Source organism: Alloyangia pacifica (assembly GCF_020524285.1).
Lineage (GTDB): Bacteria > Pseudomonadota > Alphaproteobacteria > Rhodobacterales > Rhodobacteraceae > Salipiger > Salipiger pacificus_B.
The window spans coordinates 311,048-338,030 of the sequence record NZ_JAIVKX010000003.1 but is presented as its reverse complement, the minus strand read 5'-3'; the positions used below and the strand labels follow the sequence as shown (position 1 = coordinate 338,030).

The window sequence follows — 26,983 nt, the reverse complement described above, 5'->3', positions numbered from 1 at the left end:
CTACTGACCCAAATAGGCCCGCAGCGCCTCTGGGGGGGCGTTGAACAGGGCCTGCGTCTCAACAGGGGCATGTGCCACGCCATCCGCCACCAGCACCGTCTCCTCGGCGAAGCGGCGGGCGTCCTGCGGGTCGTGGCTGACCAGCAGCACCAGCGCGCCCAGCTCGCTCGCCACTTCCTGTACCAGGTCCAGCATCTGCGCCTTCAGCGCCGGTCCCAGCGCCGCGAAGGGCTCGTCGAGCGCGAGGATCGGCCGCGCCTGCAGCAGCACGCGGGCCAGCGCGGCGCGGCTCTGCTGCCCGCCTGACAGGGCCCCGGGCTTGCGCGCCGACAGGCCACCAAGGCCGACCCGGTCCAGCGCCTGCTCGACCTTCTGCGCCTCCTCCGTCGACAGCCGCCCGCCGCCCGGACGCAGGGCGAGGCCGAGGTTCCGGGCAAGGCTCAGGTGCGGGAAGAGGTTGTTCTCCTGGAACAGCATGGCCACGGGTCGGCGGTCGGGCGGGGTGGTGGTGATGCCCTGCCCCTGCCAGAGCAGCCGCCCGGCCCTCGGGGCGAGGAACCCGGCGATCAGGTCGAGCAGCGTCGACTTGCCCGCGCCGGAAGGGCCGATGATCGCCACCCGCCGCCCGGGAGCGAGCGTGAGGTCTGCCGAAAGGCTGTAGTCGCCCTCGGTGTAGCGCAGGGCCTCAAGTATCAGCATGTGTGCGGCCTCCCCGGTCGCAGAGCCAGAAGGCCCCGAAGCTGAAGATCAGCAGCAGCAGCGCCGCCCCCGCCGCAGCCTCCATCTGGTAGGAGCCCATCAAGCGGTAGACCTGCAGCGGCAGGGTCGCCCGCTCGGGGTCGGCAAAGAGCGCGATGACCCCCAGATCGCCGATCGACAGCGCCGCGGTCAGACCCGCGGCAAAGCCCAGCGGGCGGCGCAACCGCGGCAGCAGCACCAGCCGGAGCCAGGCCAGCGGCGACATTCCCAGAGCCATCGCCAGCCGGGCGTAATCGGCGCGCACCGCCTCGGCCTCGGGACGCAGGATGCGCAGCGCGAAGGGCAGGGCGACCAGCGCGTTGACCAGCGTGGTCACCGGCAGCGCCAGCGACAGCGGATTGGCGAAGGGTCGCACGATCAGGAAAAGCCCGGTGCCCAGCACCAGCGGTGAGACCGCGATGCCGACGAGCCCCACCCATTCGCCCCAGCGGGTCGAGAGCGGCAGCGCCCAGGCAAGGCAGAGCAGCGTCGAGGCCAGCGCCACGGTCAGCGAGTTCCACGCGGCCTCCCATGATCCGGTGCCGAGTTGTGCCAGCCCCGGCAGGCCGCGCGCGACGACCATCCCGAGCGGGGTGAGCAGGAAGAGCGCGGCGAGGACGACCCACGCGGCGTCCATGAGGCGTGGCACGCCGGTGCGGCCGTCCCAGCGAGTCACGATCCGGTCCAGCCCCGAACCGAAGCCGCCGCCGGTGCCGAGCCGCAGTGCCACCAGCCCGGCCAGCAGCGCAAGGCCGAGCTGGATCACCGAGAGCAGCGCCGCCCGGCCGAGGTCGAACTCGAAACGCACCGCCTGGTAGATCGCCAGCTCCACCGTCGTGGCGCGCGGCCCGCCGCCCAGCGTCAGCGCCACGGCGAAGCTCGACAGGCAGATGACGAAGATCACCGCGAAGGCCCCGGGCGCGATGCGCAGCAGCATCGGCAGTTCCAGCGTGCGAAACATGGCAAATGGAGAGAGGCCGAGTGACGCGGAGAGCCGGAAGCGCTCGGCGGGGATCGCCAGCCAGCCCTGCAACAGCAGCCTCACCGCCAGTGGCAGATTGAAGAAGACATGCGCCAGCACCACGCCGTGCAGCCCGTAGATGCTGAACCCGGACAGGCCAAGCCCGCGCAGCGCCCCGTTGACCATGCCGTTCTGCCCGAAGACCGCGATCAGCCCGAGCACCGCCACGATGGTCGGCAGGATGAAGGGGGCGCCCAGCAGCGAGATCAGCAGGCCTCGTCCCGGGAAGCGCCGCCGCGCCAGCGCGCGGGCGACGGGGATCGCCAGCGAGACCGAGAAGGCCGCCGAGAGCAGCGATTGCCAGAGCGTGAAGCGCAGCGCCTGCCAGTCGCCGGGGCCGAGCGTGCCCCAGCCTCCGGCGCGCGCCAGCACCGCGGCGACCGGGCCGAGCACCAGGGCCAGCACCAGCCCCGCCGCAATCAGCGCGGCGCTTACTGCGAGAGGCCGCGGCGCCATGCCTCGATGGCCTCGTCGCGCAGGGCGGCGGCCTCGTCCTCGGAGTAGAACAGGACCTTGCTCGGCAGCTCGAGCTCCTTGAAGCCCTCGGGCCACTGGTCGTGCGGCAGGGCGGCCGGGAAGGACCAGTTGCCGGTGGCGATCATCTGCTGGAATTCCGGGGTCAAGATGAACTCCATGAACTCCTGCGCCAACTCGGGCTGGTCGGTGGTGGCGACCTTGGCGGCCAGTTCGACCATGAAATAGTTCCCCTCGGGGAAGATCAGCGCCTTCTTGGTGTGATCGTCCTCGGCAATGATGTGGTAGGCGGGCGAGGTGGTGTAGCTCAGCACCATGTCGGCCTCGCCGTCGGTGAACAGCCCGTAGCTTTCCGACCAGCCCTTGGTGACGGTGAGGATTTTCGGCGCCAGCTTGCGCCAGGCGTCTTCGGCCTCGTCGCCGTAGATGGACTGCACCCAAAGCGCCAGCGCGAGGCCCGAGATCGAGCTGCGCGGGTCCTGGATGACGATCTTCAGGTCGTCGGGCGCGTCGAGCAGCGCGTCGAAGCTCGCCGGCGGTTCGGGCAGACGGGTGGTGTCATAGACAAAGGCCGTCTCGCCGTAGTTGTATGGAAGGAAGGTGTCGTCGGTCCAGTCGATCGGCAGGGTCAGCGGCGAGAGGTCCACCCCATGTGGCGCGAAGAGGCCGCTCTCGCGCGCCTTCTTGGTGACGTCCGTGTTCAGGCCGAAGACGACGTCGGCCTCGGTCCGGTCGCCCTCGAGCAGGAGGCGGGGCAGCAGGTCGCCCGGCTGGAACTGCAGGTCGCAGCCGCAGCGTGCCTCGAACAGCTCCTCGATCTTCGGGCCGGGGCCCCATTCCGAGACGACGTAGTCGCCCGCGTAGACGGTCAGAACGTTCTCCTGCGCCAGCGCCGTGCTGGCAAAGAGACATCCCGCTGCAAAACTGATGGCCTTCATGGCATCCTCCAAATTTGCGGCGAGAGGGCAAGACGGGCCGATGGGCGCTGCGCCCGGGCCGTGACCTTCCCTCCGCCGGTGTTAACCGGGTCAGGTTCAACGGGTTCGCGGATCGCATCTCAGCCGGCGCTTGCGCGGCGCGGCACCCCGAGGTAGCGCAAGACCTAGCCGCGGCGGGGGCGTCTGGCAAGGTGATTTGCCTCTTGGCGCGCTGGCGCGGCAGGCGCGGCGGCAGAGCCCAGGCCGCGAGACAATTCCCTTGAGGCATGGGCCACTCTGGCCTAACAGACTGGCCTGAAAGGCAGGCCCGCGGCGCGGGCGTTCGCCGCTTTCACCCGGACGGCACGACACAGGAGACACGACCATGAGCCTCAACACCTTCGGCCATCTCTTCCGCGTGACCACATGGGGCGAGAGCCATGGTCCGGCGCTTGGCGCCACGGTCGATGGCTGCCCGCCGGGCGTGCCGATCGACGAGGCGGCGCTGCAGCACTGGCTCGACCTGCGCAAGCCGGGTCAGAACAAGTACACCACCCAGCGTCGCGAACCCGATGCGGTGAGGATCCTCTCGGGGGTTTTCGAGGGTCAGACCACCGGCACGCCGGTGCAGCTGATGATCGAGAACACCGACCAGCGTTCGAAGGACTATTCCGAGATCGCCGCGAAGTTCCGCCCGGGCCATGCCGACATCACCTATTTCCAGAAGTACGGGCTTCGCGACTATCGCGGCGGCGGCCGCTCCTCGGCGCGCGAGACGGCGGCGCGGGTGGCGGCGGGCGGCCTCGCGCGCGCGGCGCTGGCCGAGCTGGCACCGGGGCTGCAGATCACCGGCTACATGGTGCAGATGGGGCCGGAAGCCATCGACCGGGCGCGCTTCGACTGGGACGAGATCTCGCGCAACCCCTTCTGGTGCCCCGACGCGGAGGCGGCCGAGGGCTGGGCGGATTACCTCGACGGGCTGCGCAAGTCCGGTGACAGTGTCGGCGCAGTGATCGAGGTCACCGCGCGCGGAGTGCCGGCAGGGCTCGGGGCGCCGATCTACGGCAAGCTCGACACCGACCTCGCGTCGGCGATGATGTCGATCAACGCGGTGAAGGCCGTGGAGATCGGCGAGGGCATGGCGGCGGCGACGCTGACCGGCACCGAGAACGCCGACGAGATCACCATGGGGCCGGACGGGCCGGTCTACAGCTCGAACCACGCGGGCGGGATCCTCGGCGGGATCTCCACCGGGCAGGACGTGGTGGTGCGCTTCGCGGTGAAGCCGACATCCTCGATCCTGACCCCGCGCAAGACGCTGACCGTGACTGGCGAGGAAACCGAGATCGTCACCAAGGGCCGGCATGATCCATGTGTAGGCATCCGGGCGGTGCCGGTGGGCGAGGCGATGATGGCCTGCGTGATTCTGGATCACCTGCTGCTGCATCGCGGCCAGGTCGGCGCCAATCGCGGCCACATCGGCTGAGGCGCAGCGGTCGCTGGGCGGCGCACTGCTGTTCCGTGGCGCACTCGGACGTCCGAATGTCTGAATGGCGCGTTGGCCCTGCTGACCGGCGGTTCTTTTGCTCGGGGGCGCCTAGGCACCAGCGGCGTTGAAAGTCGCGCGCTCCGTCAGCCCTGCCGCAAAAACCGCCCTGTACTCGGCTGTGGAAGTCTCGAGAGCGGGAGGGGCGCCGGTGTTGGACGTCGGAGGCGGGGGCGTCTGCTCTTAGAACTCCTCCCAGCTGACATCGTCGCCCACGGCGGCGCGGGGTGCGGCGGCCGGTCTTGTCGATGCGGGTATTGATGGCGGTGCGGGTTCGAAGTCTTCGATGGGCACGGCGAGGGGCGTGACCTCGGAGGACTCCGGGACATCGGTGCCGGAGAAGCGGTTGAGCTGCGACAGCAACCGGTCCGCCTCGCTGTTGAGCTGGTCGCTGGCGGTGCTGGTTTCGCCGACCATGGCAGCGTTCTGCTGAGTGACCTTGTCGAGTTCGGCGACGCCGACGTTGATTTCCTGCAGGCCGGCGGCCTGCTCCTTGGCCGCGGTGGCGATTTCGGCCACGAGATCGGAGACCTCGCTGACGTTGCGCACGATGTCCGAAAGCGCGGTGCCGGTCTGTTCCACGAGCTGCCCGCCATCCTTGACCTGCTGCGAGCTGTTGGAGACAAGCGCCTTGATCTCGCGCGCGGATTCAGACGCGCGCTGCGCCAGGGAGCGGACTTCGGAGGCGACGACGGAAAAGCCCTTGCCCGACTCGCCGGCGCGCGCGGCCTCGACCCCGGCGTTGAGTGCCAGGAGATTGGTCTGGAAGGCGATGTCGTCGATGACGCCGATGATCTGAGTGATCTGGTCGGAGGAGGCGGCAATGGAGCCCATGGCCGAGAGCGCCTTTTCCATCACCGCGCCACCTTCCTCGGCCCGGCGGCGGCCTTCGCCGACGCGGCGGTCGGCGTCCTCGGCGCGGTCGGCGGCGGCCCGGACACTGGAGGAGAGCTGTTCGAGCGCCGCGGCGGATTCCTCGAGCGTGGCGGCCTGCACCTCGGAGCGGCGCGACATGTCGCGCGACATCGACGAGAGCTCCTTGGAGTTGCGCTGAACCGTGTCGGCGGAGGTGCGCAGCGAATTGACCAATGTGCTGATCCCGTCGGAGAGCGCGTTGAAATCCTCGCAGAGCTGCACGGCCCCCTGGTCGAGGCTGCGCCACTCCTCGGGGTCGAGGCGGTGGCCGGTCTCTCCGCGCGAGAGACTGCCCATCGCGGCGCCGAGGGACTGGAAAAGACCGAGGCGGCGGTCATTGGCCGCGCGTTCCTGCGCGGAGTTCTCGTCCGCCTGCAGCAGCCGACCGCGCAGCTCTTCCAGGTTGCGTGCGATCGAACCGGCCTCGTCTCCGCGGTTCTGCCCTTCGATCTCGGACGCGTAGTCGCCCTGCGCAATGCGTTGCACCGCGCCGGCAGCGGTCTGGAACGGGCTGGCGAGCAGCCTGCCGAAGATGAGGACGCAGACGAGCGAGAGCGCCACGGCCACCGCGTTTGCGCCGACCAGCATGAGCAGCCCGGTGTCGACAGCCTCGGTGGCCCGCTCCTCGGCCCGGCCGGCGGCAATGTGGAGTTCTTCGCGCATGGCGGTGATCTCCTTGCGTGCCTTGTCGATGGCGGGGAGGAGAACGGTGCTGATGTGATTGTCGCGCTCGAAGATGGTGAAGCCGGGGATCGTCAGGGTGTCGATCTGCGGCACGAGGCCCTTTGTCAGCGCGGCGACCGCCTGCAGGCGGGTCAGGAATTCCGGGCGCCGGGCCTCGGCCGAGGCGGGCTGCATGAAGGCTTCGGCATTTTCCTCCACCAATGTCTGGACCGCCAGGAGGTCGTTGCGCAGCTGGTCGAGCGGTTCGATGCCGCCATGTTCGTAGTGCAGGATCGCGAGGCCGGAATGGTCGATCTGTGCCTGGATGGTGTTCAGCACGGAGTTCTGGCGACGGAGATCATTGCCGAAGTCGAGGCTGCCCGACATGCGCATCTGGATGAAGCCCGATGCCAGGGCAAGGGACAGCGTCAGCAGCATGAAGACCGATCCGAGGATCAGCAATTGTACGCGGATGGAGAACCTGCTCATGACCCATTCCTGCTTGAGACGGGGCGCGGGGCGCGCCGGACATGTCTTGGCTAGCAGCGGGGGGTAAACAAACCCTTCGCGGGGCCGGAGATTGCTGCGAAATCGATGGGTTTCCCGGCGGTACCTTGCACGCAAAAGCGCCCCCGCAGTGGCTGCGGGGGCGCTTGGGAAACAGGAACGGCCCAGATGTCCGGGGCGACCCTGTTACATGTTGCCGCCGAGCAGCGCGGCGTTGCCGCCGGAGGCGGTGGTGTCGATGCAGACGTGGCGCTCGGCGCGGGCATGGCCCTTGTCCGGCGCGCCGGTGATCAGCGTCAGGATCGGCCCCTCGCGGCCGGCCAGCGCCCGACGGTAGGCCGCGGCCTCGGCGGCCTCACCCCACCAGAGCGCAGCGGAGATGCCCGCGAGCGTCGCCAGCAGTTCCGGTGCGATCCTGCCGTGGGCGGTGATCGCCACGCCGCCGAGCGCGCGGATCGCCTCGGCCTGTGCCTCGGCGGCCTCCTGCCCCGGGCCCATGCAGAGCACGGGCTCGCGCGCCAGCGTCATGTACTGGTTCGCCTCGCCGGTCGGGCCGGGCAGGTCGCGGCGCTCGGGCTGCGGCGCGCAACCGGCATTCGCCAGCGCCTGCTCGAGCCGGGCCGGGACCTCGTCGGTGCTCCAGGCGGTGCCTGCCCGCGGCGCTGGGTGGACGCGGAAGCGGTCGACGTAGAGCGGGCCGCCGGCCTTGGGGCCGGTGCCCGAGAGGCCCTCGCCGCCGAAGGGCTGGCTGCCGACGATGGCGCCGATCTGGTTGCGGTTCACGTAGATATTGCCGGCATGCACGCGCTCGGTGACGTGCTGCACGCGGTCGTCGATGCGGGTCTGCAGACCGAAGGTCAGCCCGTAGCCGCGGGCGTTGATCCGGTCGATCACCGCGTCGAGCTCGGTCGACTTGAAGGTCGCGACATGCAGGATCGGGCCGAAGATCTCGCGCTCCAGATCGTCGATGCCGCCGACCTTGATCAGCGCGGGGGCGACGAAATATCCCTCGCCGGGGATGGCGATCTCGTGCATCAGGCGGCCCTCACCGCGGGCCGTCTCGACATGGGCGAGGATGCCCGCCTTGGCTTCGGCGTCGATCACCGGGCCGAGGTCGGTCGAGAGGTGCCAGGGGGTGCCGGGCTTCAGCACGTCCATCGCGCCCTTCAGCATTTCGATGAAATGCGGGGCGATGTCTTCCTGCACGTAGAGGCAGCGCAGCGCCGAGCAGCGCTGGCCCGCCGACTGGAAGGCCGACTCGACGATGGCGCGCACGGCCTGTTCGGGCAGCGCGGTGCTGTCGACGATCATCGCGTTGAGACCGCCGGTCTCGGCGATGAAGGGCGTGCCCGGGGCGAGGTGCTTGGCGATCGACCTGTGAATGATCTGCGCGGTCTCGGTCGAGCCGGTGAAGGCGACTCCCTTGATCGCCGGGTTCGAGGTCAGCGCGGCACCCACGTCCCCGGCGCCGGGCAGCAGTTGCAGGGCCGACGCGGGCACACCGGCCTCATGCAGCAGCTCGACCGCGCGATGGGCGATCAGCGAGGTCTGTTCGGCGGGCTTGGCGAGCACGGCATTGCCGGCCGCCAGCGCGGCGGAGAGCTGGCCGGTGAAGATCGCCAGCGGGAAGTTCCACGGGCTGATGCAGGCGAAGACGCCCTGCGGTGCGGCGCCGTCCGCGCGGGCGGCGTAGTAGCGCAGGAAGTCGACCGCCTCGCGTAGCTCGGCGACGGCGTCGAGCTGTGTCTTGCCGGCCTCGCGGGCGAGCAGGGCGAAGAACTCGCCGAAGTGCGCCTCGTAGAGGTCCGCGGCCCTGTTCAGGATCGCGGCGCGCTCCTGGGGCGCGGCGGTCCAGGGCTGGGCAGCGGCAGCGGCGGCGGCCACGGTCTCGGCGCTGGCCCAGGTGATCTCGCCGGTCTTGGCGAGGGTCGCGGGGTTCAGCACATCCTCGGTCGCGCCCGTGGGGGCCTCGACGGCGAGCAGCGGACCGGCCTTCCAGACGGTGCTCTCGAAGGGCGCACGGGCGCTCTCGACGCGCTCGATGGTCGGGCGGTCGGTGAGGTCGAAGCCCTCGGAGTTGGCGCGCTCGGGCTGGAACAGCTCGGGGCCGCGGGCGAGGCTGCGGGTGTCTTCGGCCGAGAAGGGGTCGGCGGCGACGGTCTCGGGCGGCACGCTCTCGTCGACGATCTGGTTGACGAAGGAGCTGTTGGCGCCGTTCTCCAGCAGGCGGCGGACGAGATAGGCCAGCAGGTCGCGGTGCGCGCCGACCGGCGCGTAGATGCGGCAGCGGGTCTTTTCCTGGTCGTGCACGATCTCGTGCAGCCGCTCGCCCATGCCGTGCAGGCGCTGGAACTCGAAGCTGTCGCGGTCCTCGCCGGCCATCTCGAGGATCGCCGCAACCGTATGCGCGTTGTGCCCGGCGAACTGCGGGTAGATGCGGTCGGTCATGCCCAGTAGCTTGCGGGCGTTGGCGATGTAGGAAATGTCGGTGTTGTGCTTGGCGGTGAAGACCGGGAAATCCTCCAGCCCCATGACCTGCGCACGCTTGATCTCCATGTCCCAATAGGCGCCTTTCACCAGGCGCACCATCATCTTGCGGTCGAGCCGCTTGGCGGTGGCATAGAGCCAGTCGAGCGTCTGGCTGGCGCGCTTGCCATAGGCCTGCACCACCACGCCGAAGCCGTCCCAGCCGGCCAGCGTGGGTGCCGCGAGCGCCGCCTCGATCACGTCGAGCGAGATCGCGAGGCGGTCGGCCTCCTCGGCGTCGATGTTGAGGCCGATCTTCGACTTGGCCGCCATTTCGCACAGCTCGACGAGACGCGGAACGAGCACGCGCATGACGTCGTCATGCTGGCCTTCCTCGTAGCGCGCGTAGAGCGCCGAAAGCTTTACCGAGATGCCGGGGTTGTCGCGCAGGTCGTCCTTCTTGGCGGCCGTGCCGATCGCCTTGATCGCATCGGCATAGGCCTTGAAGTAACGCAGGGCGTCGGGCTCGGTGCGGGCGGCCTCGCCGAGCATGTCGTAGCTGTAGGTGTAGCCCTTGGCCTCCATCTGCGCGCCGCGCTTCATGGCGCTCTGGATGGTCTCGCCCAGCACGAACTGCGCGCCCATCTCCTTCATCGCCCGGCCCACGGCCTTGCGGATCACCGGCTCGCCGAGCCGGCGTACGGCCGAGCGCAGGTGGCCGACGGGACCGGGGCGCTGGTTCGGGTCGAGCACCTTGCCGGTGAGCAGCAGCGCCCAGGTCGAGGCGTTGACCAGTGGCGAGGTCGAACGGCCCATGTGCTTGCCCCAGTCCGATGGGGCGATCTTGTCCTCGATCAGCGCGTCGATGGTCTCGGCATCGGGCACGCGCAGCAGCGCTTCGGCGAGGCACATCAGGGCGATGCCCTCGTCGGTCGAGAGGCCGTATTCGGCGAGGAAGACCTCCATCAGCCCCGGCTTGGCGCTGGAGCGGATGGCGCGGACCAGATCGGCGCCCCTGGCGTTGATCCTGGCGCGGTCGCCTTCGCTCAGCGCGGCGAGATCGCGCAGGCGGGCGATAGTCAGGGCTTCATCGGCGTAGGTTGCGGCATCCATTTCGGCGCGCAGGTCGGACAGGGTGTCATAGGGCATGGTGATCTCCGGACGTTTGCCCTATGATATCGCAGGGCTGGAAGTCGATTTTCCCGAAGATGATATTTTTGAAAGGCAGGTTATCCGAAGATGATGGAAGTCACGATGCAAAACGTCACGGACGAGTTTGACCGCTTCGATCGCGCGATTCTGACCACGCTGGCAGAAGAGGGACGGCTGTCGATCACCGAGTTGGCCAAGCGCATCGGCCTGTCGAAGAGCCCCACCCAGGCCCGGCTGCGGCGGCTCGAGGATCTTGGCGTGATCCGCGGGTACAGGGCCATTCTCGACCCGATTCAACTCGGGCTCGATCATGTCGCTTTCGTCGAGGTGCGCATGTCCGACACGCGCGAAAGCTCGCTGGAAGCCTTCAACAAGGCGGTCATGGCGATCCCCGAGATCGAGCAAGTGCATTTGATTGCCGGGAATTTCGACTATCTTCTGAAGGTGAGGACCTCGGACATGCGCAGTTACCGGCGGGTTCTGGCCGAAAAGCTCTCGACGCTGCCCCATGTCTCGACCACGTCGACCTACGTCGCCATGCAAGCCGTCAAGGAGGACGGGCTGGCCGAGATCGCCGACTGACGCAATCCGCGCCGCCCCGATCCTCGGCGTGCCGGGAAGACAAGGAGTGTTGGCATGGTGACCCGTTGGATAATCGCGGCGCTCGTGGTGGCGTCCGGCCCGGCGTCCGCACAGGCGGCGGACGACTTTCCCGTGCATGTCGGACTTGACTGCGGCGGCGCGGCGCTGGCGCTGACGCTGCAGGGTGAGAGCGGGCGGCTCTATTACAGTGGCGCCGAGATGCCCATGGCCCGGGCGCGCAGTGGCTCGGGCGTCAAGTTCGACTCCATCGACGATCCGGAGACCTACGTCTGGACCAAGGGCGACGAGGCCATGGTGCGGATCGCCGGGCAGGACCTCGAGGGGTGCCGCGTCTCCCGCGTGTCGCGGGTCACCGAGGGCGCGTGGCAATTGCAGTTGCCTGATGGCACAGAGCCGGAAGACGGTACCACCGAGCTGGCCTTCGGGCCGGAAGGGCGCCTCTCCGGCGCGACCGGCTGTGGCGGGCTCACCGGTCGCTGGACGGCAGGCGAGGGCGGTGCGCTGAGTCTCGAGGTCGCGGCCGAAGGCGGCGAGAGCTGTGCCCCCGAAGACGCCGACCGGCAGAGCGCGCTCCTTGCCGCGCTGCGCGCGGTGACCGGCGTCGGCTTTTCGCCGGAGGGCGCACTGGAGTTGCGCGCCGGAGATGAAACACGCCTCGTGGCAACGCACTGACGGCAGGCTCTGGTCAAGCCCGCGTGGATGCGGCACATAGAGCGCGGGCCCGCGTGGTGGAATGGTAGACACAGGGGACTTAAAATCCCTAGCCAGGAATGGCGTGCCGGTTCGAGTCCGGCCGCGGGTACCACAAATCTCAACAAGCCATTGCTTTACATGGGCTTTCGTTGGCTGTTGGCCGCCGGGCATTGTATTTCGAAGTGCCCGGGGTTCGCTTCGCAGGCAGCTGATTCAGAAGATGCGCAGAAGCTGACAGACGGTGCTCAGATCTCGCTCGAGACTCTCCTGCCGGCCAAGGCACGGGCCAAAATTCTGGTGTCGCCTGAACGCAGGGGCTTTTCGCTTTGGTCGGACCAAGCTCAACGCAAAAAGACTCCTTGTTTAATGTTGTTGCTATATGGCGTCATCATGCAGAGATTTTCCATTTACGCGCGAATTGGTCTGGAGCGCCTTTGCATGTTCGTGATGCAATGGATTTTGCGCGTGGCCAGCTAGACTCCGCGCTCTCCCGTGGAAGCCGGAAATTCACCGCAAAACCATATTCAATTTCGAGTTTCGGACGATCTTTTTGTGACCCATGCCCGTGAAAAATTCCACATTGCCCCGCTCCGACAGAGTACGAGACTTCTAGTGCTCATCTCCTTCGCCGTGTTGATCATAATCACCACGGTAAGATTTGCGGCGCCTGACCTGTTAGGCGTCAAGTTGCCGTTCCTCGATTTTCATGTCTTCCACCTGGTGGGTGAATACGTCTGGCAAGGAAATGTGGCCGACGCCTACGACTACAAAGTATTTCGGGCGGAACAATCGCGGCTCGCGGGAGCCGACAATTTCATGCCCTGGGCTTATCCTGCTCAGTTTAATCTGTTTATTGCACCGCTCGCCTTGCTGGACGTTTGGATGTCGTACCTAATTTTTACGAGCGCAACGCTTTGGGGATATCTGTATATCCTGCGCAAACTGGATGCCGACAATTTCTCTTCGGCGCTGGTGTTTTCCTTTCCAGCGATAGTCATCACCATACTTTGCGGACAGAACGGCTTTCTGACTGCCTCGCTGATTGGCGCCTTCTGCCTGCTCGCGCTGAAGAACCGCCGCTCTTCCGGAGTGCCGCTGGGCCTCATGGCGTTCAAGCCGCATCTTGCTGTTGGGCTCGCAATTGCCGCGCTGCTGCGGCGGAACGTGGCCGTTCTTGGCATTGCGGCGGCCATGACGGTTTTTGCGGTTGCGGCCGCAAGCTTCGCCTTTGGTGCAGACATTTGGAACGCGGTCCGCGAGAGCGCACAGGCGTCCAGTTCATTTCTCCGCAAAGGGTATTTTCAACTACACCGGATAACCTCTGCCTATGCATTTCTGCGAAGCCTCGGACTGGAGGCGCAACTCGCCCTAGGCGGTCAACTGGTCGTTGCGCTGGTCGCGCTCGGCGGCGTTGTCTGGGCGCATCTGCAGGGCTGGCAGACCCGGCGCGTCCTTGGCGTTGCAGTCCTCGCGACGTTTGCGGTCAGCCCCTACAACTATGACTACGATCTTTCCGGCCTCGCAGTGGCCCTGACACTGCTCATGCCAGATGTCGCACGCTATGCAAACGCGGCTGAAAGAGCCGCGCTTGGCCTGGGATGCTGGCTGGCGACCGGATGGGGGCTGATGAATAGCCTTCTGGAGGGAACGCTCAAGGAGGTCGACATCCTGTCGGAAGAGGCGTCCATTGTCTCGCTCGGCGCTGTCTTCTACCTGATGGCCGCCATTGTGCTTTTTTTGCTTGCCGCGCGTGCAGAGCAGCGGACGTCCATGGTGCCGACCGTCGCCTCGTGACCCGCGCGCCGCGCGGTGTCCCGGTGCCGTCCTGCGGTGTTTTCCCGGTGCCTAGCATGCGGTTGGCGAACGGGGAGGACGCGTCTTTTGCCGACAGTCAGGGATATCCGAGCCCACGTGCCTCTGCCTATCCTCTGCCCCCTCTGCATCGCGACACGCCCTTGCGAGGCGGAGCTCTGCGGTCCCGGTTGCAGCTCATGCGGTCTGTCTCTCCGGGCTCGGCAACCATAAGGCCTTGTGAGAAAAAGCTAACCGGGTTCGGAAGAATCTGCCTATCGTGAGCGGATTGGTTAGAGCAGATGGAGTTGACGGTGGAAGCACAGGCGATCCACCCGTTGGCCCCGGACCACATTCCAGGATACGTGGCCGGAGCCGACGGCAGTGATGTATTGTTCACGGCGATGACGATCTTCGGGATCGTCCTCATTATCGGTCTTGGCGTCCTTTACCTGACGCTGCACTCGATCCCGGAGCGCATGGCCCACAAGTCGAGCCACCCGCAGCTGCAGATCGTCGGCATCCTCGCGCTGCTGGCGCTGTTCACCCACAACAACCTCTTCTGGGTCGCGGCGGTGCTGGTCGCGGGCTTCCAGTTCCCCGACATGCTCTCGCCGCTGCAGTCCATCGCGCGCTCGCTTGCGAGCCTCGCAGGACGCCCGGTCGAGGCGGAGATCCCCGATCCCGATGCGCCGCCGCCCGCCTTTCACCACCGCGACGGGGAGGCCTGAGCATGCTCGAAGCCATTCTCTGTTCGCTGGTCACGCTGGTGCCCGACTACCTCTATCGCCGCTATGCGCAGGGCAAGCGGTTCGGACAGGAGCTGACGCTGTTCTCGGTGTGGTACGAGCTGCGCTGGGGGCTGACGCTCTGGATCTTCCTGACCGTCTCGCTGATCACCGTGCTGTTCTACTACCACCCGGCCAGCCTCTCGGTGTCCTCCTATTTCCGCACGGTGACGATCCTGCCGCAGGTGAGCGGCCGGGTTGCCGAGATCTACGTGGACAACAACCAGAGGGTCGCCGCGGGGGATCCGCTGGTGCGACTCGACGGGCTGTCGCAGCAGGCGCAGGTGGATGCGGCGCTGGCGCTGATGGCCGAGACCGAGGCAGCGGCCAAGCTGGCGCAGACCGACCTGGCGACGGCGGATGCCGGGATCGCGCAGGCGCGGGCCGGGCTGGTACAGGCACAGGAAGAGCTACAGCGCAACGAGCGGTTGCGCGACGAAGGGTCGAGTGCGGTCCGGCTGGTCGACATCGAGCGTTTCGAGAACATCGTCGACCAGCGCGAGGCGCAGCTGCGCGCCGCCGAACTGCAGAAGGAAAGCGCGCAGCAGCAGATCGACGAGGTGCTGCCTGCCAAGCTCGAAAGCGCCCGCGCGCAGCTGGCATTGGCGCGCGCCGAGATGGACAAGACGCTGATCTCGGCCGGAGTCGACGGGCGCATCGAACAGCTGGCGCTGCAGGTCGGCGACTTCATCAGCCCGCTGGCCCGGCCCGCGGGCATCTTCGTGCCCACCGGGGCGGGGGCCGAGAAGTTCCAGGCGGCTTTCAACCAGATCGCTGCGCAGGTGATCCACCCCGGCATGGTCGGCGAAATGGGCTGCATGAGCAAGCCGCTCGACATCATCCCAATGGTCGTCACCGAGGTGCAGGACGTGATCCCCTCGGGCCAGCTGCGCCCCTCGGATCGGCTGGTCGATCCGCAGGACGATGTGCGTCCGGGCAGTGTTCTGGTCTACCTCGAGCCGCTCTACACGGACCAGCCGACCAACGTGCCGCCGGGCAGCAGCTGCACCGTCATGCTCTACACCGACAACCATCACCGGCTCGAGCACGAAGAGATGGGCACCGGCAAGCGCATCTTCCTGCACGTGGTCGATACGATCGGCGTGGTGCATGCGGCGGGGCTGCGGCTGCGCATGCTGTTCCTGCCGGTGCAGACGCTGGTCTTCTCGGGCGGTCACTGACGCGGGGCAGGGCGGTCGTTCAGGCCGTCTGCGGCAGGCCTTCCACGTGCGCCATCACATCGGCCAGGGGCAGGACGTCGGCGTAGCGACGGCCCATGTCGCCGAGGTTGGCGGCGTGGGTCTGCGCATCGTGGTCGCCGACGCACTCTTCGGGGATAATCACCCGGAAGCCATGCGAGAAGGCGTCGATCACCGAGGCGCGGATGCAGCCCGAGGTGGCGCAGCCGGTAACGATCACCGTGTCCACGCCCTCCTGGGTGAAGAAGCTCGACACGCCGGTCTGGAAGAAGATCGAGGGCGCGCGCTTGATCACCTGCGTGTCGTAGTTCGGGTCGAGGATGCGCGGGTCGAAATCGCAGCCCGGGGTACCGAGGATCCAGTTCTCCACATCGGCGATCTTCCAGCGCAGGGCGTCGCGGGTCGAACTGTATCCGGTGACACAACTCGCCACGGGCAGGCCCGCAGCGCGGGCCGGGGCAAGCAGCCGGGCGGTGGCCTCCACCGCCGCGTCGATGCGGGGGCCGCCACCGATGGGGAAGCTCGGGTCGGTCAGGCTGCGCTGGAAGTCGACCACCACGACGCCGCAGCGCGCGCCAAAGCCGATCTGCCCGGTGCCGAACCCGAGCGCCGAATACCGGCTGAGCATATCCATAAGAGGTCTCCCGCAAAAGTCCGGACAATGTGGGGTCACCCTGCACGCGACTGTCAAGCCACAGCCGGGCCTTGGTCCGAGAGCGGGAAGCGAGAGTTGGCCTCTGCCCAATGTGCGGGCACTGGGGCAAAGATCGCTTGAGCCATGCGTTGAGCGCGCGGCTTTCGATGTTAGCTATGCGAACTATGCATATCCGTTCTGCGAGTGGCATCTCCATCTGGTCGCCGGGCGCGAGACTTGCATAGATGGCCGGAAGGACCGTCGCGGCGCGGGCAGAGGACCGCCGCACGGCACAGGAGGACCTCAGCATGAACACCCACGCCCGTATCGCCTTTCCCGATCTGCAGTCGAAGACCATGAGTGCCGAGGATGCCGCTGCGCTGATCCATGACGGCATGACCATCGGCATGAGCGGATTCACCGGCTCGGGCTATCCAAAGTCAGTGCCGGTCGCGCTGGCGGCGCAGATCGAGGCAGCGCATGCGGCGGGCGACCCGTTCCGCGTGAAGGTCTTCACCGGCGCGTCCACCGGGCCCGAGCTCGACGGCGCGCTGGCAAAGGCGAACGGCATCGAGTTCCGGCTGCCCTATAACTCCGACCCCATTGCCCGAGAGCAGATCAACTCGGGCGAAATGAACTACGTCGACATGCACCTGAGCCAGGTCGCGCCGGTGGTCTGGGAGGGCTTCCTCGGCAAGCTCGACATGGCGGTGGTCGAGATCTCCGGCATCACGCCGGACGGCGATCTCATCCCCTCGACCTCGATCGGCAACAACAAGACCTGGCTGGATCAGGCCGAGAAGGTGATCCTCGAGGTCAACCACTGGCAGAGCGACGCGCTCGACGGCATGCACGACATCTACTACGGCACCGCGCTGCCGCCGAACCGGGTGCCGATCCCGCTGGTCCATCCTGACGACCGCATCGGGCAGAAGCACTTCCGCATCGATCCGTCGAAGGTGGTCGCGGTGATCGAGACCGAGGCGCCGGACCGCAACCTGCCCTTTGCCGAGCCTGACGCGGTGGCAAAGGCCATCGCCGGGCACCTACTGGAGTTTCTTGGCCACGAGGTCGCGCGCGGGCGCCTGCCGGCCAACCTGCTGCCGCTGCAGTCGGGGGTCGGCAATGTCACCAACGCGGTGCTCTCGGGGCTGATGGAGTCGCCCTACCACGACATGACCGCCTTCACCGAGGTGGTGCAGGACGGCATGCTCGACCTATTGGATGCGGGCAAGCTGCGCATGGCCTCGGCGACGGCTTTCTCGCTCAGCCCCGAGGCGGCGGAGCGGTTCAACCGCGATGCTCTGCGCTACCGGGACAAGCTGATCCTCCGCCCGCAGGAGATCTCGAACCATCCCGAACTGGTGCGCCGGCTCGGTTGCATTGCGATGAACGGGCTGATCGAGGCGGACATCTACGGCAACGTCAACTCGACCCACGTCATGGGCTCGCGCATCCAGAACGGCATCGGCGGCTCGGGCGATTTCGCGCGCAACGCCTATCTGTCGATCTTCATGACCCCCTCGACCGCAAAGGGCGGCAAGATCTCGGCCATCGTGCCGCAGGTGGCGCACGTGGATCACATCTCGCAGGACGTGCAGGTGATCGTCACCGAGCACGGGCTCGCGGACCTGCGCGGGCTGGCACCGCGCCAGCGGGCCGGGGTCATCATCGACCGCTGCGCCCATCCCGACTACAAGCCGATGTTGCGCGACTACTATGCGCGGGCGCTGCAGGGCTCCTTTGGCAAGCATGCTCCGACGTTGCTGAACGAGTCGCTGAGTTGGCATCAGCGCTTCGTCGAGACCGGCTCGATGAGGTAGGGCGGGGGGTCCTTCTGTGCAGCGATAGCCGGGATAGTGTCTGCCCGTGGGGTGGCGCTGCAACGGTTTAGGGTTGCGCTTTATCCCGGCCAAATTCGCCGGATGATTGAGCCTCGTGCAAAGGTCCCAAAGCGCCAGCCCGCCGGGACGGGCAGGCGCTGGCCCGGCGGCTTCGCCTTGGGTCCGGGCCATGGGCGGTCGATCACAAGAAAAAAGCCCGGCCAATGGCCGGGCTTTCGGGTCTCTGAAAGGGCAGGGGCCTCAGATATTCTCGGCCTGCGGCATGCCGAGAATGTGGAAGCCGCCGTCCACGTGCAGGATCTCGCCCGTGGTGCAGGCGCCCGCGTCGGAGACCAGATAGACGGCGGTGCCGCCCACGGCCTCGAGCGTCGCGTTGGAACGCAGCGGGGTGTTCTGCTCGGTGAACTTGTAGGTCTTGCGCGCGCCGCCGATGGCTGCGCCGGCCAGGGTCTTCATCGGGCCGGGCGAGATGGCGTTGACGCGGATGCCCTCCGGGCCGAGGTCGTTCGCCAGGTAGCGGGTCGCCGATTCCAGCGCCGCTTTGGCCACGCCCATGACGTTGTAGTTCGGCACCACCTTGATCGAGCCGTCATAGGTCAGCGTCAGCAGCGTGCCGCCGTTCTCGACCATCAGCGGATGCGCGCGGCGCGCCACCTCGATGAACGAGTAGCACGAGATGTCCATCGAGTTCTTGAAGTTCGTGCGGCTGGTGTTGAGGAACCGGCCGGTCAGCTCGGACTTGTCCGAGAAGGCGATGGCATGCACGACGAAGTCGATGGTCGGCCAGCGCGCGCCGAGCTGTTCGAAGGCGGCGTCGAGCGAGGCGTCGTCGGTGACGTCGACGTCGACCATGAAGTCCGACCCGACGCTCTGGGCCAGCGGCTCGAGCCGCTTGCCGAAAGCCTCGCCCTGGTAGGTGAAGGCAAGCTCCGCCCCCGCCTCGTGCAGCGCCTTGGCGATGCCCCACGCGATGGAGCGGTCGTTCGCCACCCCCATGATCAGCCCGCGCTTGCCCTTGAGAAGCTCGCCCATGTCCGTCTCTCGCTTGTTATTCTTGGTATTTGCTCAGCAGCATCGACCCGTTGGTGCCGCCGAAGCCGAAGGAGTTGGTCATCACCGTATCGAGGCCCGCGTTCTCGACGAGGCTGGTGGCAATCTCTTCGGGTTTCAGCGCAGGGTCCAGCGTCTCGACGTTGATCGACGGCGCGATGAAGTCGTTCTGCAGCATCAGCAGGCAGTAGATCGCCTCCTGCGCGCCGGTGGCGCCCTGGCTGTGGCCGGTCATCGACTTGGTCGAGGACACCGGCGGCGTGCTGCCGTCGCCGAAGACGCGGCGGACCGCCTCGATCTCGCCGACGTCGCCGACCGGGGTCGAGGTGCCATGTGCGTTGATGTAGCCGACCTTGCGGTGCTCGGGCAGGCTCTGCAGCGCCAGGCGCATGGCGCGCTCGCCGCCCTCGCCCGAGGGGGCGACCATGTCATGCCCGTCGGAGGTGGCGGCATAGCCGGTCACTTCCGCGTAAATCTTGGCGCCGCGGGCCTTGGCGTGCTCCAGCTCTTCCAGCACGACGATGCCGCCGCCGGCCGAGATGACGAAGCCGTCGCGGCCCGCGTCGAAGGCGCGCGAGGCCTTCTCGGGGGTGTCGTTGTACTTCGAACTCATCGCGCCCATGGCGTCGAAGAGGCACGACAGGGTCCAGTCGAGCTCTTCCCCGCCGCCCGCGAACATCACGTCCTGCTTGCCCATCATGATCTGCTCGGCGGCGTTGCCGATGCAGTGCAGCGAGGTCGAGCAGGCCGAGGTGATCGAGTAGTTGATGCCCTTGATCTTGAAGGCGGTCGACAGGTTCGCCGAGATCGTCGAGCACATTGCCTTCGGCACCGCGAAGGGACCGACGCGCTTGGTGGCGCCGGTGCTCAGCACGGTCTGATGCGCGGTCAGCAGCGCCGAGGTCGACGGGCCGCCCGAACCGGCGACGAGGCCGGTGCGCGGGTTGACCACGTCCGATTCCTCGAGGCCCGCGTCGGCGATCGCCTGTTGCATCGCGATATGGGCATAGGCCGCACCGGGGCCCATGAAGCGCAGGGTGCGCTTGTCCACGTGCTCGGACACGTCCAGATCGATGGCGCCCGCGATCTGGCTGCGGAAGCCGTGTTCCTTCATCTGCTCGTTGGCGCTGATGCCCGAGCGGCCCGCCTTCAGCGAGGCGAGAACTTCTTCGGCGTTGGTGCCGATGGACGAAACGATGCCCAGTCCCGTGACGACGACTCGACGCATGGGAAACCTCCCTCTCAGCTCTCGGAAAGAGCGACTTTCATGTCTTTGACCTGGTAGATGACTTCGCCATCCGCCTCGACGATGCCGTCGGCGACGCCCATGGTCAGACGGCGGGTCTGCACGGCCTTGGTGAAATCGACCTTGTAGGTCAGCATCTTGCGGTCCGGGCGCACCATGCCGGTCAGCTTCACCTCGCCCACGCCGAGCGCGTAGCCGCGGCCCAGCCAGCCGCGCCAGCCGAGGTTGAAGCCGGTCAGCTGCCACAGGCCGTCAAGGCCGAGGCAGCCGGGCATGATCGGGTTGCCCGGGAAGTGGCAGTCGAAGAACCAAAGGTCGGGCGTGATGTCGAACTCGGCGACCACGTGCCCCTTGCCGTGCAGGCCTCCATCACCGGAAATGTCGGTGATGCGATCCATCATCAGCATGGGCGGAGCCGGAAGCTGCGCATTGCCCGGCCCGAACAGCTCGCCGCGCGCGCATTTCAGAAGATCTTCCTTGCCGAAGCTGGTGGGATAGTCGGCCATGCAGGCGCGCCCCTTTGTCCGTTGTTTCAGGTTGCGCCCCCTCTATCACCGCGAAACCGCGCCATGCAAGCCTGTGCATCGTCGCGTCATCCGGAGGCGCGCCGCGTGCCATCTTCCGATTTCCGTTTGAAAAGGGGGGCTGTGCACCATTATATACATCCCGTAGAGCTAGGACATTGGACCGCGCGATGACGACCGACCCCATTCAGAGAGGCAGCACCTGGTTGAACCAGGCCGGGCTTCGGCCCACGCGGCAGCGCGTGGCCCTGGCGGCACTGCTCGTGGGAGACGGCAAGCATCGCCATTTCACCGCCGAAAGCCTCTTTGCCGCGGCGCAGGACAACGGCGAGAGCGTGTCTCTGGCCACCGTCTACAACACGCTGCGCGCCTTCTGCGACGTCGGGCTGATCCAGGAGGTCACGGTCGACGGCAGCCGCAGCTACTTCGACACCAACACCCACGACCACCCGCATTTCTTCTGGGAGGACGAGGGGCATCTGACCGATGCGCCGTCGGACGAGCTGGTGATCTCGAAGCTGCCGAGCGCACCCGACGGGGCCGAGATCGCCTCGGTCGATGTGGTGATCCGCCTGCGCAAGAAGTAAGCGCGGCGCATCTGACCGCGTGGCAAGGGGCGCTGCTGCCAGCCGCCATCGCGGCTTGCACTGATCGTGCATCGATGGCGGTCCTGCGGCAACTCACCCGGGCGCATTTGCATAGAGAAGAAGCTGACCGGCGGTCTCCGTCTGGGAACCCGGCGCGCGGCGGGGGCGTTTTTCGGGAAACCGGAATAGGAGGCCCCCCATGAGCTGTAAGCTGACACTGCAATCCATCGAACCCGTAACCCATGACGTGCACCATCTGGTGTTCGACCGGCCCGAAGGGCTGGATTTCGTGCCCGGGCAGGAGATCGACATGGCGCTGGACCGTGACGGCTGGCGCGAGGAGCGCCGCCCCTTCACCTTCACCTCGCTGCCGGGGCAGGACCGGCTGGAATTCGTCATCAAGTCCTACCCCGAGAGCGCCGACGGGCACGACGGGGTGACCGAGCGCATCGGCCGGATGCAGCCGGGGGACACCGTGCTTGTCGAAGAGCCCTGGGGCGCGATCGAGGACAAGGGCGACGGCGTCTTCATCGCCGGCGGCGCGGGGGTCACGCCCTTCATCGCGATCCTGCGCAAGAAGCTGGAGGAGGCTGGCACGCTCGAGGGCAACACGCTGGTGTTCTCGAACAAGACCGAGGCCGACATCATCCTGCGCGAGACATTCGAGGGCATGCCCGGCCTGAAGACCGTGTTCCTGGTCACCGACGAGAAGACGAGCCCACTGCACCGCACGCAGATTGACGGCGAGCTTCTGGCGCAGGTCGTCACGCCCGGACGGGACGTCTGCTATGTCTGCGGGCCGGATGCGATGCTCGACGACATGGCCGAGGCGCTGCGGGGCATCGGCGTGGGCGAGGACCGCATCGTCACCGAGGAGTTCGACTGACCTGGTTTGACTTGGGGCTCAGAACCGCCGGCCCGGCGGACCTGGGGCTCAGAACCACTGCCCCGGCTCCATGAGCCCCAGGTCCAGCAGCTGCCGCGAGTGCCATTCGAAGCGCGCCGAGTTGTGCCAGCGAAAGCTTGAGATCCCGTCGCTCGAGCCGGGGTTGCGCTTCAGCGCCTTGGCGGTGCGGAAGGACGCGATGGCGGCGGTCAGGTTGTGATGCCAAGGGCAGGCATAGGTGTTGTATTCCTCGATGTTGAAGGTGTGATCGTCGCGCAGCACCAGCCCTTTTCCGGCCCGGAAGAGGGCGATGCGGTCGATCTTGCGGCGCCCCTTCGGCACGTGCTCGTCAAAGCGCCAGCGCAAGCCGCCGAAGAAATCCAGTTGCCGCTCCTTGGGATGGCCGTGGCGCGCCGGGTCGGGGCGGGCCAGCGCGTAGTATCCCGACCGGTCCAGCCAGGCGTCGTCCAGCGAGACGGCGTTCGGCGCGGTGCCGAGATCCCCCGCATAGAGATCGATCACATAGGTCAGCATGGCGTCGCGCCGTTCCTCGGCGTGGAAGGTCAGCATCTCGCCGATGCTGCGGGTCTCGCAGAACGGGTAGAAGAGGAACTCGGCGTTGTAGCAGTAGTACATCCAGCGCCCCGGCGCGGCTGCCGCCAGGCGCGAGACGGCGCGCGGCACGGCGCCCTCGGTGTGCGGATCGAAGTCGATGCGATGGGCGCGTTCCGCCACGTCGGGGGAGAGCGCCAGGTGGCGCGGCATGAACATCAGCACCGGGGAGAAGCCGAGCTGCATGTGGTGGCGCGCGGTGGTGTCGACCTCGGCTTGGTCCTCGCAGAAGATCATCGCCAGCGGCCGTTCGCCGGGCGTCCTGCCCAGCCCCGCCGCCTGCCGTTTCAGGAACTCGTCCAACCCGCTATACTGCATCCGCTCTTCGCCCGGCGTTTTGACCGGACAGTCGGGGAAAAGCGATTGCATTGCAAGCGGGGGTGGTTTTGCGCTATGCGCACGCCCTGAACCGCCGAACCGGAGTCCTCTCATGTCGCAGTCGAAGACCGAGCCGAAGAAGCTCTTCATCAAGACCTACGGGTGCCAGATGAACGTCTATGACAGCGAACGCATGGTCGAGGCGCTCGGCGGTCAGGGCTATGTCGAGACGCAGAGCCCCGACGACGCCGACATGATCCTTCTGAACACCTGCCACATCCGTGAGAAGGCCGCCGAGAAGGTCTATTCCGAGCTGGGCCGCTACAAGGGGCTGAAGGCCGAGAAGCCGGACCTGAAGATCGGCGTTGCCGGCTGCGTGGCACAGGCCGAGGGCGAGGAGATCATCCGCCGCCAGCCGATGGTCGATCTCGTCGTCGGCCCGCAGAGCTATCACCGCCTGCCCGAGATGGAGGCGAAGGCCGGAGCCGGGGTAAAGGCGCTCGACACCGATTTCCCCGAGGAAGACAAGTTCGAGAAGCTGAAATCGCGCCCCAAGGCCAAGCGGGGCCCGACCGCCTTCCTGACCGTGCAGGAAGGCTGCGACAAGTTCTGCGCCTTCTGCGTGGTGCCCTACACCCGCGGCGCCGAGGTCTCGCGCCCGGCCGGGCGGGTGCTTTCCGAGGCGCGCGACCTGGTCGAGCGCGGCGTGCGCGAGATCACCCTGCTGGGCCAGAACGTCAACGCCTACCATGGCCATGAGAAGGGTCTCGCCGGGATCATCCGCGACCTGGCGAAGATCGACGGGCTGGAGCGCATCCGATTCACCACCTCGCATCCCAACGACATGGACGATGATCTCATCGCCGCCCATGCCGAGGTCGAGAAGCTGATGCCCTACCTGCATCTGCCGGTGCAGGCGGGCTCGGACAAGATCCTCAAGCGGATGAACCGCCAGCACACCGCCGAGAGCTACCTGAAGCTCATCGAGCGGCTGCGTGCCGCGCGCCCCGACCTGCACCTGTCGGGCGATTTCATCGTCGGCTTCCCTGAAGAGACAGAGGCGGATTTCCAGGCGACGCTCGATCTCGTCGAGGCGGTGCAATACGGTTCGGCCTTTTCGTTCAAGTATTCCGAGCGCCCGGGCACCCCGGCAGCCGAGCGCCCGCAGGTCTCCGAGGCCGAGAAGGACGACCGCCTGCAGCGCCTGCAGGCGCTGCTGGGCCGCCAGCAGCGCGCGCTGCAGGACGCCATGGTCGGCCGCGAGGTCGGCGTGCTGTTCGAAAAGCCCGGCCGCCGTCCGGGGCAGATGGGCGGCAAGTCCGACTACCTGCACGCGGTGCACGTGATGGGCGAGGGGCTCTCGGTCGGTGATCTGCGCCGGGTGCGCATCGTCGAATCCGGGGCCAACTCGCTGAAGGGCGAGCTGGTCTGACCTCAAGGCCCCGCCGCATTTTTGCCACAGGCACCGGGAAAACGCCGGGGATTGATCCGGGGGTGGCGACAATCCGTGCCGCGCGGCACGGATGATCGCCTTTTAGACACAATATATGGTGGTTTCCCCTTCACAGAGTGGAAATTGCTGCTAGTCTCCCGTCGCGTAAGGGGTTTGGCCCGGTGCGGATCCTTCCGCGCCCGACGGCCAATGGTATCAACATCGAAAGGGACAGAGGCTGTGGCGACACGCTTTTCCAAGGCCCTCCGCGGCGTTCTGGGGGTGGCAGCCGTATCCGCGCTTGCCCTGACCGGCATCGCTGCCCCGGTGGCAGCCGCCGCCGACGGTCTGAACACACCGGTCATTTCCACGCAGAACACCCGTACGATCCGCGGGGAGCGTTACATCCCGGGGATTTCGCTCTCGCCCGACGGCTGCGAGATCTGGGTCATGGACGATGGCGCCGAAGGCTATGCCGTCTCGCGCGTCACCCGCGACGGCCGCCCGGTCTGCCACGAGATCAACGTCTGCGGCACGCTGAAGGCGGACCAGTACTTCGCCACCGACAGCTACAAGATCTACCCGCAGAGCCGCTACCGGCTCGACGAGTTCTTCCGCGACTCCAAGGTCTTCGGCTACATCATCGTGGGCCATACCGACTCGCGCGCCAGCCATGCCTACAATGACCGGCTGAGCCTCAACCGCGCCAACTCGGTGGCGTCGGTGGCCCATGCCAATGGCGCCCGGGTGATCGACGTGCGCGGCTACGGCGAGAACTACCCGGTGGCAACCAACAGCACCGTCGAGGGCATGGCAAAGAACCGCCGTGTCGAAATCCTGTGCGTGCGCTGAGGGGGGCCGGCCAGATGAAATTCGCGAAACTCGCACTCGTGCTCGCCGCAGCCTCCGGGCTCGCAGCCTGCGACATGCCGATCGGCGAAGACAAGAGCCAGGACGTCAACCTGATCGACCGCAATGACCTGTCGAAGATCCGCTGGGGTGTCTGGGTCGACCCGGATGGCTGCGACAACTGGATCGCCGACGACGGGGTCGAGGGCTACCTCGCCCGCCGCCTCGACAAGTACGGCAAGCCGGTCTGTTCCGGCGTTGCCCCGCCCACGGTGGCCACCGGCGACTTCAAGCAGGGCGCCACCTCGGTGATCGGGGACCCGCTCTGAGCGCCGCTCCCACAGACCAATGCCAACGGCCGCGCGGTGCCCACCGCGCGGCCGTTTTGCTTCTTTCCTCCCGCCAAGAGGACGAACCTGCTTGACCTCGGGCCCCGCCGCTTGGCACCATCAAGGTACACTCAAGCGCAGGAGACATGCGTGAACACAGGCATCCTGACCGAAGCCATCCTGGAATTTCCGGACAATCGCCTCCTCATCGATCTGTGCGGAGAATACGACCGCAACCTCACCGACATCGAAGCCCGAACCGGCGTGCAGATCCTGCGCCGCGGCAACCAGTTGGCGCTGCACGGCCCGGCCGAGGCGCAGGAGGCCGCGCGCGAGGTGCTCAACGCCCTCTACCAGCGGCTCGAGCAGGGCCGCTCGGTCGGCCGCGGTGACATCGACCGCGAGTTCCGACTCGCTCCCGAGGAGCAGGAGCCGGGCGACCAGCTCGAGATGTTCTCGGGCGGTAAGGTCGAGATCAAGACCCGCAAGAAGCTCATCGAACCGCGCACCGACGCCCAGAAGGCCTATGTCCGCGCGCTCTTCGAGAACGAGCTGGCCTTCGGGATCGGCCCGGCGGGCACCGGCAAGACCTATCTCGCCGTCGCCGTCGGCGTGAACCTCTTCATCACCGGCCAGGTCGACAAGATCATCCTCAGCCGTCCGGCGGTCGAGGCGGGCGAGAAGCTCGGCTACCTGCCCGGCGACATGAAGGACAAGGTCGATCCCTACATGCAGCCGCTCTACGACGCGCTGAACGACTTCCTGCCCGGCAAGCAGCTCGCGAAGATGATGGAGGAAAAGACCATCGAGATCGCGCCGCTGGCCTTCATGCGCGGCCGCACCCTGTCGAACGCCTTCGTGGTGCTCGACGAGGCGCAGAACGCCACCTCCATGCAGATGAAGATGTTCCTCACCCGCCTCGGCGAGGGCTCGCGCATGGTGATCACCGGCGACCGCAGCCAGGTCGACCTGCCGCGCGGCGTGCAGTCGGGCCTGCAGGACGCCGAGCGCCTGCTCAGCCACATCGACAAGATCAGCTTCAACTACTTCACCTCCGCCGATGTGGTGAGGCACCCCCTTGTGGCGAAGATCATCGACGCCTACGAGAAGGACGCGGAGCGCGGGGCCTGACGGCCCCCGCCCCTTCGTCTAGGCTCAAATATCCCGGGGGTCCGGGGGCAGCGCCCCCCGCTTGCACA

General features: G+C 66.9%; 24 protein-coding genes, 1 tRNA gene and 1 riboswitch. Of the genes, 15 read left to right on the top strand and 10 right to left on the bottom strand.

From position 1 onward, the window contains the following. Genes LC039_RS05710 through LC039_RS05700 form a run of 3 tightly spaced genes read right to left on the bottom strand, consistent with a single transcriptional unit; the run spans window position 1 to window position 3,171 of the window. Window positions 1-699, bottom strand: coding sequence for an ATP-binding cassette domain-containing protein (locus LC039_RS05710; protein ID WP_226622088.1), 699 nt, complete (start codon window positions 697-699; stop codon window positions 1-3). Beyond that, a complete protein-coding gene (locus LC039_RS05705; RefSeq protein WP_226622087.1) occupies window positions 686-2,215 on the bottom strand; it encodes a thiamine/thiamine pyrophosphate ABC transporter permease ThiP in 1,530 nt (509 codons plus the stop codon). Before LC039_RS05705 ends, LC039_RS05710 begins: the two co-directional genes overlap by 14 nt. Beyond that, the gene (locus tag LC039_RS05700) at window positions 2,191-3,171 is read right to left on the bottom strand and encodes a thiamine ABC transporter substrate binding subunit (protein WP_226622086.1); all 981 of its coding nucleotides are present in this window, start codon (window positions 3,169-3,171) and stop codon (window positions 2,191-2,193) included. The genes LC039_RS05705 and LC039_RS05700 overlap by 25 nt, the downstream gene beginning before the upstream one ends. Window positions 3,172-3,221: 50 nt before the next feature. Beyond that, a riboswitch (TPP riboswitch) is annotated at window positions 3,222-3,331 on the bottom strand. A gap of 204 nt (window positions 3,332-3,535) precedes the next feature. On the opposite strand from LC039_RS05700, the gene aroC reads away from it, so the two are divergent. After that, entirely contained in the window at window positions 3,536-4,636 is a 1,101-nt protein-coding gene (gene aroC / locus LC039_RS05695; protein WP_226622085.1) for a chorismate synthase, read from the top strand. 243 nt (window positions 4,637-4,879) lie between these two features. Here the strand turns inward: aroC and LC039_RS05690 are convergent, their stop codons facing one another. Next, window positions 4,880-6,763, bottom strand: coding sequence for a methyl-accepting chemotaxis protein (locus LC039_RS05690; protein ID WP_226622084.1), 1,884 nt, complete (start codon window positions 6,761-6,763; stop codon window positions 4,880-4,882). A 204-nt stretch (window positions 6,764-6,967) separates the two neighbouring features. Beyond that, window positions 6,968-10,396 (bottom strand): bifunctional proline dehydrogenase/L-glutamate gamma-semialdehyde dehydrogenase PutA, encoded by a 3,429-nt coding sequence (putA, locus tag LC039_RS05685; protein WP_226622083.1) that lies wholly within the window; start codon window positions 10,394-10,396, stop codon window positions 6,968-6,970. 105 nt (window positions 10,397-10,501) lie between these two features. On the opposite strand from putA, the gene LC039_RS05680 reads away from it, so the two are divergent. The 7 genes from LC039_RS05680 (at window position 10,502) to LC039_RS05650 (ending at window position 15,455) form a co-directional block, all read left to right on the top strand. Continuing rightward, entirely contained in the window at window positions 10,502-10,981 is a 480-nt protein-coding gene (locus LC039_RS05680) for an Lrp/AsnC family transcriptional regulator (protein ID WP_226622082.1), read from the top strand. Window positions 10,982-11,035: 54 nt separating this feature from the next. Further along, window positions 11,036-11,674: an META domain-containing protein gene (locus tag LC039_RS05675; protein ID WP_226622081.1), complete on the top strand. Its 639-nt coding sequence runs from the start codon at window positions 11,036-11,038 to the stop codon at window positions 11,672-11,674. A gap of 47 nt (window positions 11,675-11,721) precedes the next feature. Further along, window positions 11,722-11,807 (top strand) — tRNA-Leu (locus LC039_RS05670). Window positions 11,808-11,833: 26 nt separating this feature from the next. Further along, complete coding sequence (locus LC039_RS05665) at window positions 11,834-12,172, top strand: hypothetical protein (RefSeq protein ID WP_226622080.1); 339 nt, start codon at window positions 11,834-11,836, stop codon at window positions 12,170-12,172. A 135-nt stretch (window positions 12,173-12,307) separates the two neighbouring features. After that, on the top strand, window positions 12,308-13,489 hold the full coding sequence (locus LC039_RS05660; protein ID WP_226622079.1) for a glycosyltransferase family 87 protein: 1,182 nt from the start codon (window positions 12,308-12,310) through the stop codon (window positions 13,487-13,489). Between the two features lie 311 nt (window positions 13,490-13,800). Next, entirely contained in the window at window positions 13,801-14,217 is a 417-nt protein-coding gene (locus LC039_RS05655) for a hypothetical protein (RefSeq protein WP_226622389.1), read from the top strand. A 2-nt stretch (window positions 14,218-14,219) separates the two neighbouring features. Then, the gene (locus tag LC039_RS05650; RefSeq protein ID WP_226622078.1) at window positions 14,220-15,455 is read left to right on the top strand and encodes an HlyD family secretion protein; all 1,236 of its coding nucleotides are present in this window, start codon (window positions 14,220-14,222) and stop codon (window positions 15,453-15,455) included. 19 nt (window positions 15,456-15,474) lie between these two features. On the opposite strand, the gene LC039_RS05645 is transcribed toward LC039_RS05650, so the two are convergent. Next, window positions 15,475-16,107, bottom strand: a complete 633-nt coding sequence (locus tag LC039_RS05645) for an isochorismatase family protein (protein WP_226622077.1) — start codon at window positions 16,105-16,107, stop codon at window positions 15,475-15,477. Window positions 16,108-16,415: 308 nt separating this feature from the next. On the opposite strand from LC039_RS05645, the gene LC039_RS05640 reads away from it, so the two are divergent. Continuing rightward, window positions 16,416-17,930 carry an acetyl-CoA hydrolase/transferase family protein gene (locus LC039_RS05640; RefSeq protein WP_226622076.1) on the top strand — a complete coding sequence of 505 codons (1,515 nt, stop codon included), beginning with the start codon at window positions 16,416-16,418 and terminating at the stop codon, window positions 17,928-17,930. A 261-nt stretch (window positions 17,931-18,191) separates the two neighbouring features. On the opposite strand, the gene LC039_RS05635 is transcribed toward LC039_RS05640, so the two are convergent. Genes LC039_RS05635 through fabA form a run of 3 tightly spaced genes read right to left on the bottom strand, consistent with a single transcriptional unit; the run spans window position 18,192 to window position 20,753 of the window. Continuing rightward, complete coding sequence (locus LC039_RS05635) at window positions 18,192-18,983, bottom strand: enoyl-ACP reductase (RefSeq protein WP_226622075.1); 792 nt, start codon at window positions 18,981-18,983, stop codon at window positions 18,192-18,194. A gap of 16 nt (window positions 18,984-18,999) precedes the next feature. Next, window positions 19,000-20,229, bottom strand: a complete 1,230-nt coding sequence (gene fabB, locus LC039_RS05630) for a beta-ketoacyl-ACP synthase I (protein WP_226622074.1) — start codon at window positions 20,227-20,229, stop codon at window positions 19,000-19,002. 14 nt (window positions 20,230-20,243) lie between these two features. Beyond that, on the bottom strand, window positions 20,244-20,753 hold the full coding sequence (fabA, locus tag LC039_RS05625; RefSeq protein WP_108966940.1) for a bifunctional 3-hydroxydecanoyl-ACP dehydratase/trans-2-decenoyl-ACP isomerase: 510 nt from the start codon (window positions 20,751-20,753) through the stop codon (window positions 20,244-20,246). Window positions 20,754-20,941: 188 nt separating this feature from the next. Between fabA and irrA the strand changes: the two genes are divergently transcribed. Together irrA and LC039_RS05615 are read left to right on the top strand one after the other, a co-directional pair. After that, a complete protein-coding gene (gene irrA, locus LC039_RS05620) occupies window positions 20,942-21,358 on the top strand; it encodes an iron response transcriptional regulator IrrA (RefSeq protein WP_226622073.1) in 417 nt (138 codons plus the stop codon). 199 nt (window positions 21,359-21,557) lie between these two features. Further along, on the top strand, window positions 21,558-22,244 hold the full coding sequence (locus LC039_RS05615; RefSeq protein WP_226622072.1) for an FAD-binding oxidoreductase: 687 nt from the start codon (window positions 21,558-21,560) through the stop codon (window positions 22,242-22,244). A gap of 48 nt (window positions 22,245-22,292) precedes the next feature. Here the strand turns inward: LC039_RS05615 and LC039_RS05610 are convergent, their stop codons facing one another. Further along, on the bottom strand, window positions 22,293-23,174 hold the full coding sequence (locus tag LC039_RS05610) for a hypothetical protein (protein ID WP_226622388.1): 882 nt from the start codon (window positions 23,172-23,174) through the stop codon (window positions 22,293-22,295). Window positions 23,175-23,286: 112 nt separating this feature from the next. Here LC039_RS05610 and miaB point away from each other — a divergent pair, with 112 nt between their 5' ends. From miaB to LC039_RS05590, 4 genes are all read left to right on the top strand, one after another. Beyond that, a complete protein-coding gene (gene miaB, locus LC039_RS05605) occupies window positions 23,287-24,606 on the top strand; it encodes a tRNA (N6-isopentenyl adenosine(37)-C2)-methylthiotransferase MiaB (protein ID WP_226622071.1) in 1,320 nt (439 codons plus the stop codon). A 240-nt stretch (window positions 24,607-24,846) separates the two neighbouring features. Continuing rightward, window positions 24,847-25,458, top strand: coding sequence for an OmpA family protein (locus tag LC039_RS05600; RefSeq protein ID WP_226622070.1), 612 nt, complete (start codon window positions 24,847-24,849; stop codon window positions 25,456-25,458). A 14-nt stretch (window positions 25,459-25,472) separates the two neighbouring features. Continuing rightward, window positions 25,473-25,784, top strand: a complete 312-nt coding sequence (locus tag LC039_RS05595) for a hypothetical protein (RefSeq protein ID WP_226622069.1) — start codon at window positions 25,473-25,475, stop codon at window positions 25,782-25,784. 150 nt (window positions 25,785-25,934) lie between these two features. Then, window positions 25,935-26,915, top strand: coding sequence for a PhoH family protein (locus LC039_RS05590; RefSeq protein ID WP_226622068.1), 981 nt, complete (start codon window positions 25,935-25,937; stop codon window positions 26,913-26,915). Window positions 26,916-26,983 lie beyond the last annotated feature (68 nt).

Bases quoted from the DNA above. Each gene is read 5' to 3' on its own strand.
- LC039_RS05710 (WP_226622088.1), bottom strand. From the start codon at position 699: ATGCTGATACTTGAGGCCCTGCGCTACACCGAGGGCGACTACAGCCTT.
- LC039_RS05705 (WP_226622087.1), bottom strand. From the start codon at position 2,215: ATGGCGCCGCGGCCTCTCGCAGTAAGCGCCGCGCTGATTGCGGCGGGG.
- LC039_RS05700 (WP_226622086.1), bottom strand. From the start codon at position 3,171: ATGAAGGCCATCAGTTTTGCAGCGGGATGTCTCTTTGCCAGCACGGCG.
- aroC (WP_226622085.1), top strand. From the start codon at position 3,536: ATGAGCCTCAACACCTTCGGCCATCTCTTCCGCGTGACCACATGGGGC.
- LC039_RS05690 (WP_226622084.1), bottom strand. From the start codon at position 6,763: ATGAGCAGGTTCTCCATCCGCGTACAATTGCTGATCCTCGGATCGGTC.
- putA (WP_226622083.1), bottom strand. From the start codon at position 10,396: ATGCCCTATGACACCCTGTCCGACCTGCGCGCCGAAATGGATGCCGCA.
- LC039_RS05680 (WP_226622082.1), top strand. From the start codon at position 10,502: ATGCAAAACGTCACGGACGAGTTTGACCGCTTCGATCGCGCGATTCTG.
- LC039_RS05675 (WP_226622081.1), top strand. From the start codon at position 11,036: ATGGTGACCCGTTGGATAATCGCGGCGCTCGTGGTGGCGTCCGGCCCG.
- LC039_RS05665 (WP_226622080.1), top strand. From the start codon at position 11,834: ATGGGCTTTCGTTGGCTGTTGGCCGCCGGGCATTGTATTTCGAAGTGC.
- LC039_RS05650 (WP_226622078.1), top strand. From the start codon at position 14,220: ATGCTCGAAGCCATTCTCTGTTCGCTGGTCACGCTGGTGCCCGACTAC.
- LC039_RS05645 (WP_226622077.1), bottom strand. From the start codon at position 16,107: ATGGATATGCTCAGCCGGTATTCGGCGCTCGGGTTCGGCACCGGGCAG.
- LC039_RS05640 (WP_226622076.1), top strand. From the start codon at position 16,416: ATGAACACCCACGCCCGTATCGCCTTTCCCGATCTGCAGTCGAAGACC.
- LC039_RS05635 (WP_226622075.1), bottom strand. From the start codon at position 18,983: ATGGGCGAGCTTCTCAAGGGCAAGCGCGGGCTGATCATGGGGGTGGCG.
- fabB (WP_226622074.1), bottom strand. From the start codon at position 20,229: ATGCGTCGAGTCGTCGTCACGGGACTGGGCATCGTTTCGTCCATCGGC.
- fabA (WP_108966940.1), bottom strand. From the start codon at position 20,753: ATGGCCGACTATCCCACCAGCTTCGGCAAGGAAGATCTTCTGAAATGC.
- irrA (WP_226622073.1), top strand. From the start codon at position 20,942: ATGACGACCGACCCCATTCAGAGAGGCAGCACCTGGTTGAACCAGGCC.
- LC039_RS05615 (WP_226622072.1), top strand. From the start codon at position 21,558: ATGAGCTGTAAGCTGACACTGCAATCCATCGAACCCGTAACCCATGAC.
- LC039_RS05610 (WP_226622388.1), bottom strand. From the start codon at position 23,174: ATGCAGTATAGCGGGTTGGACGAGTTCCTGAAACGGCAGGCGGCGGGG.
- miaB (WP_226622071.1), top strand. From the start codon at position 23,287: ATGTCGCAGTCGAAGACCGAGCCGAAGAAGCTCTTCATCAAGACCTAC.
- LC039_RS05595 (WP_226622069.1), top strand. From the start codon at position 25,473: ATGAAATTCGCGAAACTCGCACTCGTGCTCGCCGCAGCCTCCGGGCTC.